We start from the raw sequence: 16,231 nt of genomic DNA on the forward strand, positions 1-16,231 counted from the left end.
GTTATCTCATTTTATCAAAAAAATCTTTTTTGCGTAATAGTTAATTCGGTTATCTAATTTTTATGCAGTATCTCTAATGACTATTTGAATCCAATTGATTAATTTGAATCTTTTCATAAGTATCATTTTTAATAGCAATGGTTGAATTCTCGGTTCTATTACACAAAAAAACTGGCTAAAATTAGCTATTATTCATAGCAACTTCAACCAGTTTTTCTAATAACCTATATATTTATTAAGATTTTTCAAATCGTCTATTTCTCTATGTTAGAAATCATCTTACATATGTTTATCATCTTCGCTTAGAAATTATTAGTATGCATCCCATCTTCATTTACAAACAGACATGTTATTACTTCAAGACTGCCTTTAGACGGCACACAGTTATTATTTTTTATCCAACCACGCTAAAAATTGAGCTTGTTTAGTATCGTTTATAAATTCTTTCGTCACTATTTGTGATAACAATTGCTGCTTTTCGCTGTGATTCATATCAAGTAACTTTATTTTCTGTCGGCAAGTATATAAAAAGTCGATATACGAACTGTATGATGGTGGATATAACGCCTCAAGCTCTGCCATAATTGATTTTGTCAACTTAGGACTCGCACCATCAGTTGATACACTGATAGTTAGCTTGTCGCGGTGTAGTGCACTTGGAAATACAACATTGCCATTTGATGCATCTCCAACATTATTAAAAAGGGCATGCTCAGGTAAGGCTTGTTTTACCGCTTCATTGACACGTGGCTCATTGGTTGCTGCAATAACTAGATACGCGTCTACAATATCGCTTGGTTCAAACTCTTTTTCTTTCCATATGACGACACCTTTATCTACCATATTTTGAAGTTTTTCAGTGATTTCAGGACTGATAACCATTATGTGTTCAACGTATTGACTTAATGTTTGTGCCCGACGACTTGCAACGAGGCCTCCACCAACTATGACGACATTTTTATTTGTTAAATCTATCATTAATGGCATATTCATGTTGAGCAACATCCTTTATATCTTTTTACGTCATTTCATCTTAAAACATTTAACACCAATCGCTAATAAACATCACGTTGATAGCGTTGTTGCTGTTTCATTTGACGCAATATCGTCTCCGCTTCTTCTTGAGAAATATGACGTTCTTTTACCAATACATCTTTAATGGCTTGATGGACATCTTTCGCCATACATTTTTCATCACCACAAATATAGATTGCTGCGCCTTGCTCAATCCATTCATTGAAACGTTCACTTTCTTCCATTATACGATGCTGTACATATTCTTTGTGTTCTTGGTCTCTTGAAAATGCTAAATCTACGCGTGTTAAGTTTCCATTTTCAAGCCATTCTTCTATTTCTTCTTCATATAAAAAGTCAGAACTACGGTGTTGATCGCCAAAGAACAACCATGTTTTCCCAGTCATACCAAGTTCTTCACGTTCTTGTAAATATGCTCTAAAAGGAGCAATTCCAGTACCTGGTCCAATCATAATAACCGGTATATCTTGCTTCATCGGAAATTTGAAGTTCGGATTTTTCTTCAAATAAATTGGTACTATATCGCCTGGTTTAATTCGCTCAGCAAAATGAACCGAGCATACACCTTTTCTCTCACGTCCATGTGCTTGATAACGAACCGTACCAACGGTAATATGCACTTCATCTGGCGTTGCCATAAAACTACTAGAAATCGAATACTCTCTTGGTGGTAATTTTCTAAGGATTTGATACATATTCTCAGGTTGTAATTCTATAGTTGGAAAATCTGTTATTAAATCTATAAAGTCCCGATTTATAACATATTCACGCGCCCATGACTCATCTTGAATACGTTCAGATAATTCTTCATTGTCAAAATAGATATCTGCATTTTTCAATAATGGCAATGTTAATTTAGTAAATTCAAAATGTGATGTTAGTGCTTCAACAATAGGAACTGTATCACCATGATCATTAATTGGCACCGGAGATTGCGGATCCCAACCTAACATGGATATTAGTTTTTCAACCAATTCAGGGTCGTTTTGCGGTAATGCTACTATACAATCTCCTGGTTCATATGATTCACTAAAATCATCAAGTAAAAATTCTATATGTCGTGTTTCTTTATTTGAATCGGTACCATTTAAATTGATATTCGCTAAAACTTCTGCTTGGTATGGATTTAATTTAGAATATTTCTTTTCTTTGGCAGACTTAATTGATTCACTTATCACCGATTCACTTTGAATACCTTCTGATGTAGTATCAATCATATTAATGATGTCTGCCATCCACTTTTCTGCGTCTTCTTCATAATCAATATCACAATCTACACGCTTACATATACGCTCAGCGCCTAGATTTTCTAGTAAAGCATCTACATCTTTACCAGCTTGACAGAAAAATTCATATGTTTGATCACCTAAAGCTAGTACTGAATATCTCACATGATTTAAATTAGGTGCGTTATCGTCTTCTAAAAATTCAAAGAAATCCCATGCATTATCAGGCGGTTCTCCTTCACCATGAGTAGACGTAATAATAAATAAATCTTCTAACTGCGCGATGTTTGTCGTATCATATTCATCCATTGACATCAAAACAACTTGATGTCCGATATCACTTAAACGTTCTGAAAAAATTTCAGCTAAACGCATGGCATTACCTGATTCAGAACCATATAGCACTGTAACATGCCGCTGATTAGCTTCGATATGTGGCTCTTTATTTTGTAACATATACGTTGTTGAAGTTGCTTGTTCTTCTGATATTTGTGATTGTTGCCACACTTCTGTCTCTAATTGTTGTTGATTACTATCACTTGTCGTATCGTTACTATTAGCTAGTAAAAAACCACTAAGCCACTGTTGTTGGCTCTCTGTTAATGTTTGCAGCAGATTGTTAATCTCTGTGACTTGTTTTTCTGTAAATGGACTATTAGATGTATTTAATTTCAAATGTTTTCACCTCAATAAACTTGAAATAGATGATTGACTCTTTTTTTATCGATAGTTTAGTCAATTTTTTAATATGTATGGTATAAATTAAAACAAACTTGAGTTGTGTCTGATAGTTATACTTGCAAATATTTACAACTTTCATGTTGCTTGAATGACATTATCAGTAATTCAGACAAAACTTTGATTATGTCGTGTCAGTTATTAATGCATACAGTAATGCATCGTTGTTATTTTTTATTTATTTACTATTTATTATGTACCAAATCAGCCTTTCAGTAAAATAGGTCAAATTACTGATTTTCTAAATATAAAATGCCTCCTAATGACATACTATTAGTACATCATTAAGAGGCTCTTGTGTTATTTGCATACTAAGCGCTCAATTTTAAATTTAAGATGAAGATTCTTGCAATAATATTTCTATATTTGTCGATATATCCAATGGATCTTCCATTGGCAAGAATCGATTTACAACATTGCCTTGTCGATCGATTATAAATTTTGTGAAATTCCATTTTATTGGGGACCCAAAGATTCCTGGTTGTTCATTCTTTAAATGCGTAAATAACGGATGTTCATCGTTCCCGTTCACAGATATTTTAGCTAGCACTGGAAATGTAACACCAAATTTCTCACGACTAATTTTCAAGATTTCTTCATTAGAACCTGGTTGTCGATTGTCAAAATTATTATTCGGAAAACTCAACACTACAAACCCACGATCCTTATATTTTTGAAACAAAGTCTCTAGTTTTTTCAATTGTTCGCTATATATACATTCTGTTGCAGTATTAACAACTAAAATCACTTTACCTCTAAATGCTTCTAATTTATAAGTTAAGCCTTTATAATCACTTACTTCGATATCATACACATTTCTATTATTCATAAGACACCCCTACACAGCCTTTTTTATATTGAATATGTTCTTTTTAGAATGTTCTGATAAAATAAGTGCGCGTTTACACCGCGAACATACATTATATAGCGTGATACATTTTTCGAGCACACGATAAATAATGTTCGAGTTTATGTTGTTGCTCAACCTATCCGATTTACCGTCTTTTTTCACCTGTCTTACTTTATTAAAATAATCACATTGTATAGCTGTATTAGTCCAGCTACAATATCTTTCGTTATAACCCCTCATTATAATCATCCTTATTTTCTATTTTTAAAAAGACAATTAGACCGCTCTTTAAACTATAGATTAATACTTAAGTTAAACTCATACATACTGATACCATACGTTAGATCTAACAATTTAAAATTCGTTATAACTATGGATTAAAGAGCTGCCCAACTCATATAATCCTTAAAAACTTCACATGTGATTGTTTATTAAGCCCTCCTTTATCTTATTAAATATCCTTATAACCCTTTTAAAATTAAACTGACACACTCATACATTGTTACACGCGACGATAAACGTCATATTATTGCATATCATTAAAACAAGTCACTTTGTATCGTGTGCGACCGAATACATATTAAATCATCAATAATGATTATTCAATTATTAAAAATAAAAACGAACATTCTATATAGAGTTTCTACTTATTGTTTTTTCATCATTGTCTACATTACTTAACATTCGTGTTTATAAGTAATATTGACCGCCAATATTTAGACACTTTATAAGTATGCCATTCATCATTTTTAATCATATTATTTTTCTTATTGATATTTCTATTCATATATTTCTGATTGTATATTTAGATATAATAATTTGTTATTGGAAAATATATGAAACAAATTTGACTCATCTTTTTCAATATCTAAATGACACGATGCATGATTTTTGAATTTTGTAATTAACTTCCTTTTAAATTAGACTGAATTATGACAATTTTCAAACATTTTAATGTGTAAATCATTGGCAAAATATACGAATTGCATTTAAATCGTCAATTTACATATATTTTTGCGTAGTAATCAATCGTTATCATTGTTATTTATCGTTACATTATTTCGAGTATCAGTATGTATTTCGGGCTTCGTTTGATAACGACATTTCTTTGTGACATCGCTTCATCAGTGTAACAACAAATACAATGATTTCGTGATGTTAGTTACCCATTTTATGTGTTGCATAAAATATGTTGTTATAAAACATTTTAAATCATTTTATATAAACAATCTATATATTTTTGGCATTTCCAAAATATCACTTGTTATATTAAAAACCGACAAGACATTTTATCTTATCGGTTGAAATTTGTTATTGTTATTTGTAATGTTTTTAGGTTTCTTTTTAATATAATATATTTCAGTGAAAATACATGATTGATTGTGATTTCACTGAAACATGGTTAATTGCGTTGTTGATGAATAACTTTAGCATAAATATAGGAAGTTATTTTGTACATCGCCATATATAGAAACGAAATTATAATGACAGCTAGTACGTAACTTGTTAAAAATATATGATGGTTATTAATACCTATCATATTTAGTAACGTATATACAATGTTACTAGAAATTAATGTGTGAATCAGTGCTACTGTTATTGGTATTGCGAACAAGAAAGTCATTTGATTTCGTGTTATCTTTGCTATTCTTCCATTATCTAAACCAAGTTTTTTCATAATGTCATAATTGTGCTGATTTGCATAGGCTTCTGAAACTTGTTTATAGTACATCATTAGAAATATTCCAATGACAAGTACAATTGATACTACGCCACCTACAAATATTAGTCCACCTGTCAAACGATCCCAAACCATTAGCATTTCTGATTTAGAATTTATTGACGCATCGTATTTTTTCGATAGCTTTTGTATTTGTGATGTTGTTAATTTCGTCTTTCCAAATACATTAAAGTTTATCGATATTGTCGAATTCTTTTGTTCATGTGCATAAAATCCTTTTACTTTTTGTAATTGATTGTTATCTTTAACAATTAAAACCATACTATCTTGAATCATCATCAAATTTAACGCATGTGCGTCAAGTTGTTTCACTTTAAAGACTTCATTATTAAGACCGACCTTAGACTGCTTTTTAAAAATAGGTACATTCGTAATCATACCTATACTTTGATTGTCTAAGTGTAATTTGTTTTGGTGATATCGATTATAATCTTGTGCAGTAAAAGCTGTAATCATTACTGATTGTCTTGAAAATATCGCGCCTTCATTACCAATGAAGTCTATTGGAATATCATCACTAGCCTGTTTTAACTTGTAATAAGCACGATTCTTTTCTAAAGAAGCTCTAAATAATGTCGTTTCATATACTTTGAAGTCTTTTGCATTAACCGAACCCTGTATATCACGTTTAATATTCTCAATTGTTTGTTGACGTTCTATTTGTGACTTAGAATTGTCGCTAAATGACAAATCATAATCATTCGTAATCAATTTCGTAATGGTATGATTCATATCACGATAGGTTGTTAATGTCATTGTGAGCGTTACAATCAAAAATGTACACAGCAAAGTGATTGTTGCAAGACTGACTGCATTCATTTTAAGACGTACACGCATCCCAACTACCACAAAAAAATACCGTGGATGATAGTAAACTTTTGATACCTGCTGCAATATACTAATAATTATTTCACTTATACCTACAAAAAATGCATAAGTACCGATAATAACTAATCCTATGACAATCCATATTTTAAAAAAGGCACCAAACGTCGTATCTTGTTGTAATGCAATAAAGTAGCCTAAATATAGTGCTGCGCTTCCTATAACAATTAAAACGTAACGCAACCATCGTGATATGACACTAGAATCGGAACGATGTTGATAAGTTATCGGCCGTTGAAAATTAATACTGAACAAGTTGAATATAAGTAGCATGCCCATTAATACAGCAATGATAATCAAAGTAATAAACATCGCTACAAAGTCAAATGGATAATACCTTAACGTCGCAACTTCACTGCCCATTATTTTCTGTATAAACAAGAAAAATATCGCACCAAGTAAGTATCCGCCGGCAATACTAACGACTGAAATTATTATAAATTGTAAGATAGTTTCCATTACTACAATTAAACGCATACTTTTCTTGGTCATGCCCAATGTCATAAAAATGCTAAACTCTTTTCGTCTTTGTGACATCATAAAGTGATTTGCATAGAAAATAAAAATAAAAGTTAAAAGCGCCATAAAAAAATTAGCTATGATAATAAATGGTACTAGGAAGTCATTCTTCTGTTTTATGTAGCTATTTAACCCAATTGACACAAGCGTATATTCAATCATGAATAGTACACTTACCGCTAAAATGAATGGAATGATTACAAGTCGCTGCGTAATAAATTGACGTCGCACTATGTGCCATAACAATCTTAACTTCATATATTGACACTTCCTCCATTCACAAGTGCTAAGCTATCTGTTATTCGTTGTTGAAAAGCTAATTGACTTTCTTCGCCACGATATATTTCATGATATAGACGCCCATCTTTAATAAAAATTACTCGCTCTGCATAAGACGCATCGATATTTGAATGAGTTACCATTAAAATTGTCTGTTCCAATTGATGAATCTCTTGAAATAACATCATCAATGCCTTTGATGTTTTTGAATCAAGTGCACCTGTAGGTTCATCGGCTAGTAAAATCGTCGGTTTAGTAACTAATGCACGTGCAATGGCAATGCGTTGCTTCTGACCCCCCGAGATTTCAGAAGGATACTTGTTTAAGAATCCCTCTAAATGTAATTGTACTGCCAACTGATGTACCCTTTGTTCTATATCTTTTCGTTTAGCACCAGCTAAAATTAATGGCATCATTATATTTTCTTTATTCGTCATTGTTGGTAAAAGATTAAAATCTTGAAAAACAAAACCTACCATTTGTTGACGATACAGTGCTTTACTTTTATTTTTCATATTATTTAAATGTGCGCCATCCACAATAATGTCACCTTCAGTTAGTCCATCAAAAGAAGCAATTAAATTTAGTAGTGTAGACTTCCCTGACCCAGACTCACCCATAATTGCAACAAATTCACCAGCTCCAACTGATAAATTCATTTGATTAAGTGCTGTCGTAGCATTCAAACCTTTACCATAAACCTTTTTTACATGTTTCACTTCTAGCAACATGGCATGCACCTCATTTCTTTGTTAGTTCTATATTAAAACAAAAAAATACTAATAACATTTAAATTAGTGAAAAAATGTTACTAGTATGCTTACAATATTGAAAGTTTTTATTCATCTGGAAATTGAATCGTAAATGTTGTACCCTCATTTTGTTTAGATACGACTGAAACAGGATGGTTTGTGTGAGTTGAAATTTGTTTTACGATAAATAAGCCAATCCCACTTGAGTTACTTTGACGCTGGCCATTATAACCTGAATAGCCCTTATCAAATATTTTAGGCAAGTCCGCTTCACTAATACCGATACCATTATCTTTTACGTATAATTGATTGGATTGCTCATCAAATTCAATCCATATATCTTTACCTCTCGCATACTTAAGTGCATTATTTATTAATTGTTCTATCAGTAAAGAGGTCCATCTAACGTCAGTTAATACTTCGTGATGACAAGGTTCATAATGGATTTTTGTTTTTTGATCAATAAACTGTATTGAATATTTCATAATAATTGGGCGAATGATATTGTTAATCGAAATTTTAGTGACAGAAATATCAGAAGTTTCATTTAATAACTTTAAATAACTAAGTGCTAAACTTGTATAGTTATCAATTTGAATAACCTCTTGACGAACACGATTCACAACATTAGGCTCATCTCTTTCAAGTAACAGTTGTGCTGCAGTAATGGGTGTTTTCATTTGATGTACCCATGTTAAAAAGTAGCTCTCTACATCATTTTTATATTCAATTTGTTCATTTTTAAGCTGATACAACGCATTTTCTAAGTTTTCAATTTGTTGTTGTTGGCTTATAGTTTTTACAAAACTTAAATATTTAATACCTATGAATATGAGTAATAATAATAAAATAACGCCAAGTGCTAGTAAATATGCTTCTAATGGCAAATGATACAGGTAAAACATTAAGCCAAATAAAGCAAAAATAACTATGACTATTGCTATTTCCTGAGTAATACTTTTAAGAAAGGTCATTGCATTCACCCTATACTTTATATCCGACATTTTTCTTTGTAATAATAAAATCATTAACGCCAATAGTATTTAATTTTTTACGCAGGCGCGTCATGTTAACAGCTAATGTGTTATCATCTATGAAGTTTTCTGATTCCCAACATTTTTCAATTAAAGCAGTTCTACTTACATATTTATCTTCATTTTGAAATAATAACTTTAATATTTGTAATTCAGTCAAAGATAGCTGTATGTTTTGTTCTTGATACACGACTTTTGCTTCATCTAATATTAATGTACAACCTTTAACCGTCAATGAATCATTAGCTACTGACAAGTCATAAGTTCGTCTCAATAATGCTTGAATTTTGGCAATCGTTAATGACAAGTTAAATGGTTTTTCGATAAAATCATCTCCCCCCATTTGTATTGCCATAATTTGGTCCATATTATCAATACGGGAACTAATAAATATAATTGGCACATTAGATGTTTTTCGGATTTCTTGACACCAATGAAAACCATTTAACGTTGGCAAATTAATATCTAGCAATACAAGCTGAGGTTGATGTTGGTTAAAGATAGACAGTATATCATCAAATTGTTCAACGACAATAACACCGTAATTCCATTTTTTAAGTTCAGATGCTAAACTTTCTGCTATAACAAAATCATCTTCAACAATTAATATTTTCATCTATAATCTTCTTCCTTCAATTGAATTACCCTTTGTTATCTTTTTGTTCTTTAGCCTGTTGCAATGACGGCTCTTGATTTGAACTTTCCGTGTCATTTGTATTTTGATTTAGTGTATTTGCTTTTTCTTTCTCGAGTTGCTTTTTCTTCGTACGTTTACGCTCCTCTAAAATAGACAACACTATAAAGAATATGATTAATAATGGAGATAACATTACTAGTATCATTTTTCCACCTCAAATTATATTTAATTCTATATTTTCACACGCTTCTATTCTAACGCTTTCTATAACAAATTGTCATATATATTCATTTTTTGTTATTCTAAATCACTCTGTTTACATATTTTTAACTAAAACTACATAATTGCTCAAAATTCCTCTTTTACACTGAAGACATAGTCATATACTCAGGAGGATGTCTTATGTTATCAGTTAAAAAAGCCACAAAATTTGCAGTTGCTAACCTTATTATCGTGTCAACGGTTTTTAGTTCTGTCACACCTGCAATTGCGCAATCCGATAAAAGTTCTAAAGATGAAAGTTTCGCGGTTGGTAATACTAAAAATCCAAAAAATGTTATCTTTTTAGTTGGCGATGGCATGGGTCCATCATTTAACACAGCTTATCGTTATTATAAAAATGATCCGCATGCTAAAGAAATGACCCCTACTGCTTTTGATTCATATTTAAAAGGCACAAATCGTACATATTCAAATGACCCAAAACAGAATATTACTGATTCTGCAGCTGGCGGAACAGCCTTTAGTTCTGGTCATAAGACATATAATGGTGCCATCGGTGTTGACAGTAACAAGCAGAAAGTAAAGACGGTGCTTGAACGTGCAAAAGAAAAAGGTAAGTCGACTGGTCTTGTTTCAACAGCTGAATTAACAGATGCAACACCAGCAGCATATGCTGCACACGTGACTTCTAGAGATGATAAAAACGAAATCGCTAAACAATTTTATAAAGATAAAATCAACGGAAAGCATAAAGTTGATGTTTTATTAGGCGGCGGCGCTAAATATTTCGGTAAAAGTAATGGCAATTTAGATAAAAAATTCAAAAATGATGGTTACGACCTTGCCACAAACAGTAAGGAGTTATCAAAATCTGATAAAGATAAAGTTCTTGGTTTGTTTGCAGATAAAAATATGCCACTTGCAATAGATGCTTCTAAAGATGAACCATCATTAGCTGATATGCAACAAAGTGCACTTAGTAAGCTTGAGCGTAATAAAAAAGGATTCTTTTTAATGGTCGAAGGTGCTTCTATAGATAAATCAGCGCATTCCAACGATATTACAGGCGTTATGTCTGAAATGGAAGGTTTTGAAAAAGCATTCGATGACGCCATTCAATATGCTAAGAAACATAAAGATACACTTGTCGTTGCAACAGCAGATCACTCTACTGGTGGTCTAACAATTGGTAAAGATAAAGGATACGAATGGAATCCTCAACCGATTAAATCGATGAAACACTCTGGATCATATATGACAGAAAAAATGGCTAAAGGTGAAGACCCTGAAAAAGTTATTAATGAAGGTTATGGCTTTGAATTTTCACAAGATGATATGAAAAAGGTTAAAAAAGAGAATAAAAAGCTAAAAAGACTACTTAAAAAAGAAAAAGACGAAAAATCCGCAAAAGTAGAAACGCAAACAAAAGCCCTACAACACGCTATTCAGAAGCCAGTAAATGATAAATCTTATACAGGGTGGACTTCCGATGGACATACAGGCGAGGATGTTAATACCTACGCTTATGGACCTAGATCAGAATCATTTAGTGGTAATATCGAAAATACAGAAAGCGCAAAAATAATATTTGATATATTCAAGTAAAGCATAAAAAAATTCCCGAGCACTATAACAAGGTGTTCGGGAATTTTTTATGGTTTAATTTAGTACTCAATGTTAGGTGCTTGGTTAACACGTTCTTGGTATTTTTTAAATGCGAAGTATAAACCGCCAACTAATGTTAAAATAACTGCTAATTTTTTCATCATTCAAACTCCTTTCTAAGATGTGTTGAAACTGAGTTCAATTAAATTATATGTTTTTATTATACACTTTTTGACATATTTTTTAAATTTAAGAATGCGAAGATTTTTTAACATTTCTGATGCTAGCTTTCTTTTTCATCTTTCAAATGCTTAATAAAATCAAAGCCAGGTCGCCCTTTAGCCAATGCTTCCATCACATCATACCAATCCGAACCGACTTGTTGATATATATTTTGCAATAATTCATCTTGCGCCTTGTTCAATTCAGCAATGAGTTGATCGCCTTTATCCGTCGAATATAATTTTTTGACACGTCGATCAGTCTCTAAAACTTTTTCAATAATGAGACCTTGCTCTTTTAATTTTTGAAGTGTTGCATGTGATCCTTGTTTAGAAATTTCTAATATTTCTAGTAATGATTTAATAGTAATACCAGGTAATTTATTGATAAAAAACAAAAAACGATGATGCTGACGGCTCATACCATACTTCTCTATAATTTCATCAGCGGTAGTAATAAACGTTTTATATGCAAAATAAAACAACATATGCTCATAATCGTTTTTATTGGTCGACATGATGATGACTCCTTTCAAAGCGTTAACCTCATTATAATAAAATTTATAATGTAAGTCATACAAATGATGATAAAACTATAAGCTAAATCTAAGTTTCACGAGAAACATTTTTGCGTATCAGCAAATTGCGCCAATCATATTAATACAAATTTAATTTAAACACTCAGAAATGTTAGTCGTGCGTAAATAGTTTGTATCTCTCACTCTGTGTATTTAATGCAACCACATATTTTCCAGGAAATAATTAATCATTCACCATCCATGTTATAGCACGCTTAATCGCTTGGTCCCAATATGCATAATCATGATCTCCTGGTCCATCTTCAAATTGATAAGGAACATTTTTACGTGATAAATAATCGATAAAATCTAAGTTGTCTTGATATAAAAAGTCTTGTTTACCACACATAATGAGCAATTTTGGAATTTGTTTATCTTCAGCTACAGCTTTGTCTAGCAAATAATACGGATCATGTTCAGTTCCTTTAACACTTGAAAGATTGCCAATTATGGCCTCTTTTGAAAAATCATTCCACTCTAGATCCATTAAATTTTGCGCTTCAAACACAGCAGATAATGGTACAGCTTTGGCAAATTTATCCCCTTGTGTTAATGCAAATTTAATTGTGCCATATCCTCCCATAGAGTGACCTGCTATAAAATTGTCATCACGCTTTTTGGAAAGTGGAAATATTTGATGAACATAATCATATACTTCCAAAATATAATCATAATAGCTATGACCATATGCCATGTTAGCATATGCGCTATGATCCACATTGGGCATAATCACAGCTAATTTGTGTTCATTCGCATACCTTTCTATGCTTGTATATCTCATATATGTCGTTTCATCACTTGATAATCCATGTAACAACATTAAAGTTTTTAATGGTTTAGCAGTTATATCGTTATTAAAGAAGCTTTGATCTTCCGGTAAAATGACTGTCAAATTTTGATGCATACCAATTGTTGGTGAATGATAGTTTAATGAAATATAAGCCATACGTCATGACCCCTTTCTAATTCTACTCTATCAACATTTTACGCTTAATCAATTCACTTTAAAATCATTTTCAACAAAAAAACCGAATACAAATGTATTCGGCCTAAAAAAGTATTTACGCTTTTTCTTTATGATCTTGCTTGCGTTTTCTAAACAATAGTAATGATCCTAATAATGCCATCATTGCACCAAATAAAGTTGCATTTGTGTTTTCGCTCTTATCTCCTGTTTCTGGTAAAGCATCAGTTTTGTGTTGTTTTGATACCTTATTAGAATGGTTTACTTCACCTTTAGGATTTGATGGTGCTTTCTGTTCATTATTTGGTGGTGTAACTCTTGAATCGGAGTCACTATCTGAATCCGAGTCGCTATCCGAGTCTGAGTCGCTGTCTGAATCTGAATCGCTGTCTGAGTCTGAATCGCTATCTGATTCTGAGTCGCTGTCTGAGTCTGAGTCGCTATCTGAATCGCTGTCTGAGTCTGAGTCGCTATCTGAATCTGAATCGCTGTCTGAGTCTGAATCGCTATCTGATTCTGAGTCGCTGTCTGAGTCTGAGTCGCTGTCTGAGTCTGAATCGCTGTCTGAATCTGAATCGCTGTCTGAGTCTGAATCGCTATCTGAGTCTGAGTCACTGTCTGAATCTGACTCACTATCTGAATCTGAGTCGCTATCTGAGTCTGAGTCGCTGTCTGAGTCTGAATCGCTGTCTGAGTCTGAATCGCTATCTGAGTCCGAGTCACTATCTGAATCTGACTCACTATCTGAATCTGAGTCGCTATCTGATTCTGAATCGCTGTCTGAGTCTGAGTCGCTATCTGAATCTGAGTCGCTGTCTGAGTCTGAATCGCTGTCTGAGTCTGAATCGCTATCTGAGTCCGAGTCACTGTCTGAATCTGACTCACTATCTGAATCTGAGTCGCTATCTGATTCTGAATCGCTATCTGAATCTGACTCACTGTCTGATTCTGAGTCGCTGTCTGAATCCGAATCGCTATCTGAACCTGAGTCGCTGTCTGAGTCTGAATCGCTGTCTGAATCCGAATCGCTATCTGAACCTGAGTCGCTGTCTGAATCCGAATCCGGATCCGGGTCTGGGCTTGGTTCTGGGTCAACCGGTGGCCCTGGAGTTGGGTCTTTCGGATTTACTGCTGAATCACCATCAGCACTTCCACCACCATAACGTACAACATTCTCATTATTCCAACCGAAAATACTGTAGTCTTTACCTGTCGCTGGGTCAACATTTTCTTGAATGACTTGCGTTTTCAAGTTTTTACCTGTTTTATCATAATGACCTTCGACTAAAACGACATACGTTTTATTTATATCACCAAAATTAATACTTGCTACATTTTGGTATTTATAAGTGATTTTATCCTTAAATTGATCAGTTACTTCTTTAAGATTAGAGTCATTTGGGTCTGCATAGTAGCTATCTGATAATTTAGATGTATCATTCACTTCAAAAATTCTCAGTTTTGTATCTGTAGCACTTACTTTACCGCTACTTTCTTCGATTTTATCTTGGTAACCTTTAATATACACCCACGTATTACCTAAAACTCGTTGCTTAGGGTTAACAAATACCGTTTGCTTGTATGTATTTTGACCTGAAGCTGTATCTACACCAATAATTTGAGAAGAAATGTTCGCGCCATTTGGCTTATCAATTCCTGCAATTGGCGAACTATAGTTATAAGTAATTTTATTATTAAACATTTCATCCGCAATATTAATATTTGCATCATATGTTCCTGATTTAGGTGCCTTTGCTCTGTCTGTAAATAGTGGTAATGAAAATTTCCCATTAATATTTTGCTTATCATTTACATAATCTGTAAAGACAAATGTATATGTCTTAGTCAAAATATCATATGTCGCTTTTGCTACAACTTCATTTTTATCGTTTACTATATCTGCAATTGGCATCGTATTATTCGAATTAGAGTAATCCACGTCTCCATTACCAGTTACACTATCTGGTAACTTCGCTGTAAAATAATCCCCTGATTTCACTTGTCCAGTCACTGTAAAGTTTGCCGCCATAAAAGTATTACCACTTTGGTTAGGGTCAAATGTAGTCTTTTCTAATTGAAAATCTTTTGCCGTAACTTTATCATTTACATTTGTACCTTTAGCATCAGCAGCATTTACTACAGGTTCAGCAACTGCAAGACTACGTACAGCTCTCGTTCTAACACTTGGTTTACTAGTTCCTTGCGCATTGGAAATTGTTTGTGGTGATGATTGTGGTAAATCTAATGTTTGAGGATTTTTAAGCTCACTGTTTGTCGCTATGCTATTAGCATCATTCGTTGTTTTATTATCTACTTGAGAATTTGCTTCTTGAGGAACAGTTTGATCTTGCATTTTTGCAGCAGTTGCTTGATCTTTAATTGCCGTCAGTTGAGGTGTTTCATTTGTTGAAGCTGGCTCTGTTGTAGTGGTATTGCTCGTTTGTGTAGACATTGGTTTTGCTGTGCTATCTACATTCGCACTGTTTGTGTTTGCACTAATATCAGATGTATCATTAGCCGTTGTATTTAATTGAGGTGTTTCTATCATATTGTTTTTTTCGGAATCTGCACTTGCATTATTTTTCGAAGATTGCGTTGTATCGTTCGATTGTTCTGAAGCTTGTGCTTGATGATTGCCTATCCCAAATAGTATAGTTGCCCCTACTATTACTGATGTGGTACCTACTGTAAAACGTCTAATCGAATACTTATTCTGCTTATTCGACAAATAATCAATTCTTTTTTTCAAAAATATTACTCCATTTCAATTTCTAGATTAGTCTAAATTGTATAATGAAATAAGAATTATATCAATTGCTTTTCGAAAAAAATTACGTAAAATTTGTTTTCTTCCTATTTATATAACTTAAAATTTTCTGTTAACTAGCAAAAATCAATATACCATTTTTACACTATTGCAAATGTTTTACTTTTCAAAAACTTAG

At 32.7% G+C, this 16,231-nt stretch carries 15 protein-coding genes and 1 pseudogene; 2 read left to right on the top strand and 14 right to left on the bottom strand.

Going from position 1 to position 16,231, the window contains the following annotated elements; genetic code table 11:
- Nucleotides 1–387: 387 nt before the first annotated feature.
- Together IDG66_RS03965 and IDG66_RS03970 are read right to left on the bottom strand one after the other, a co-directional pair.
- Nucleotides 388–993: an NAD(P)-binding protein gene (locus IDG66_RS03965; RefSeq protein WP_001057045.1), complete on the bottom strand. Its 606-nt coding sequence runs from the start codon at nucleotides 991–993 to the stop codon at nucleotides 388–390.
- A gap of 62 nt (nucleotides 994–1,055) precedes the next feature.
- Nucleotides 1,056–2,936, bottom strand: coding sequence for an assimilatory sulfite reductase (NADPH) flavoprotein subunit (locus IDG66_RS03970; protein ID WP_000775148.1), 1,881 nt, complete (start codon nucleotides 2,934–2,936; stop codon nucleotides 1,056–1,058).
- 194 nt (nucleotides 2,937–3,130) lie between these two features.
- Here IDG66_RS03970 and IDG66_RS03975 point away from each other — a divergent pair, with 194 nt between their 5' ends.
- Nucleotides 3,131–3,223, top strand: coding sequence for a hypothetical protein (locus IDG66_RS03975; protein WP_010956583.1), 93 nt, complete (start codon nucleotides 3,131–3,133; stop codon nucleotides 3,221–3,223).
- Nucleotides 3,224–3,330: 107 nt separating this feature from the next.
- On the opposite strand, the gene IDG66_RS03980 is transcribed toward IDG66_RS03975, so the two are convergent.
- The 8 genes and pseudogenes from IDG66_RS03980 to IDG66_RS04015 form a co-directional block, all read right to left on the bottom strand.
- Nucleotides 3,331–3,828 (bottom strand): glutathione peroxidase, encoded by a 498-nt coding sequence (locus IDG66_RS03980; RefSeq protein WP_001065268.1) that lies wholly within the window; start codon nucleotides 3,826–3,828, stop codon nucleotides 3,331–3,333.
- A 9-nt stretch (nucleotides 3,829–3,837) separates the two neighbouring features.
- Nucleotides 3,838–4,098, bottom strand: coding sequence for a hypothetical protein (locus IDG66_RS03985; protein ID WP_001791974.1), 261 nt, complete (start codon nucleotides 4,096–4,098; stop codon nucleotides 3,838–3,840).
- Between the two features lie 381 nt (nucleotides 4,099–4,479).
- Nucleotides 4,480–4,593 (bottom strand): annotated as a pseudogene (locus IDG66_RS03990) (hypothetical protein).
- A 658-nt stretch (nucleotides 4,594–5,251) separates the two neighbouring features.
- Nucleotides 5,252–7,252 (bottom strand): ABC transporter permease, encoded by a 2,001-nt coding sequence (locus tag IDG66_RS03995; protein WP_000776740.1) that lies wholly within the window; start codon nucleotides 7,250–7,252, stop codon nucleotides 5,252–5,254.
- A complete protein-coding gene (locus IDG66_RS04000; RefSeq protein ID WP_000923760.1) occupies nucleotides 7,249–8,004 on the bottom strand; it encodes an ABC transporter ATP-binding protein in 756 nt (251 codons plus the stop codon). Before IDG66_RS04000 ends, IDG66_RS03995 begins: the two co-directional genes overlap by 4 nt.
- A 107-nt stretch (nucleotides 8,005–8,111) precedes the next feature.
- Nucleotides 8,112–8,999, bottom strand: a complete 888-nt coding sequence (gene nsaS, locus IDG66_RS04005) for a nisin susceptibility-associated two-component system sensor histidine kinase NsaS (RefSeq protein WP_000143417.1) — start codon at nucleotides 8,997–8,999, stop codon at nucleotides 8,112–8,114.
- Between the two features lie 10 nt (nucleotides 9,000–9,009).
- Nucleotides 9,010–9,675 carry a nisin susceptibility-associated two-component system response regulator NsaR gene (gene nsaR / locus IDG66_RS04010; protein WP_000697877.1) on the bottom strand — a complete coding sequence of 222 codons (666 nt, stop codon included), beginning with the start codon at nucleotides 9,673–9,675 and terminating at the stop codon, nucleotides 9,010–9,012.
- A 25-nt stretch (nucleotides 9,676–9,700) separates the two neighbouring features.
- On the bottom strand, nucleotides 9,701–9,901 hold the full coding sequence (locus tag IDG66_RS04015) for a hypothetical protein (RefSeq protein WP_000604727.1): 201 nt from the start codon (nucleotides 9,899–9,901) through the stop codon (nucleotides 9,701–9,703).
- 197 nt (nucleotides 9,902–10,098) lie between these two features.
- Between IDG66_RS04015 and IDG66_RS04020 the strand changes: the two genes are divergently transcribed.
- Entirely contained in the window at nucleotides 10,099–11,523 is a 1,425-nt protein-coding gene (locus tag IDG66_RS04020) for an alkaline phosphatase (protein WP_000953748.1), read from the top strand.
- A 59-nt stretch (nucleotides 11,524–11,582) separates the two neighbouring features.
- Here the strand turns inward: IDG66_RS04020 and IDG66_RS14290 are convergent, their stop codons facing one another.
- From IDG66_RS14290 to clfB, 4 genes are all read right to left on the bottom strand, one after another.
- Complete coding sequence (locus tag IDG66_RS14290; protein ID WP_000731972.1) at nucleotides 11,583–11,684, bottom strand: SE2200 family small protein; 102 nt, start codon at nucleotides 11,682–11,684, stop codon at nucleotides 11,583–11,585.
- A 122-nt stretch (nucleotides 11,685–11,806) separates the two neighbouring features.
- Nucleotides 11,807–12,262, bottom strand: a complete 456-nt coding sequence (locus IDG66_RS04030) for a MarR family winged helix-turn-helix transcriptional regulator (protein ID WP_000106185.1) — start codon at nucleotides 12,260–12,262, stop codon at nucleotides 11,807–11,809.
- Nucleotides 12,263–12,506: 244 nt separating this feature from the next.
- Nucleotides 12,507–13,268 carry an alpha/beta hydrolase gene (locus IDG66_RS04035; protein ID WP_000323441.1) on the bottom strand — a complete coding sequence of 254 codons (762 nt, stop codon included), beginning with the start codon at nucleotides 13,266–13,268 and terminating at the stop codon, nucleotides 12,507–12,509.
- A gap of 115 nt (nucleotides 13,269–13,383) precedes the next feature.
- Complete coding sequence (gene clfB / locus IDG66_RS04040; RefSeq protein WP_103143653.1) at nucleotides 13,384–16,035, bottom strand: MSCRAMM family adhesin clumping factor ClfB; 2,652 nt, start codon at nucleotides 16,033–16,035, stop codon at nucleotides 13,384–13,386.
- Nucleotides 16,036–16,231 lie beyond the last annotated feature (196 nt).

It is taken from the genome of Staphylococcus sp. EG-SA-18, from assembly GCF_017151825.1.
Classification (GTDB): domain Bacteria; phylum Bacillota; class Bacilli; order Staphylococcales; family Staphylococcaceae; genus Staphylococcus; species Staphylococcus aureus.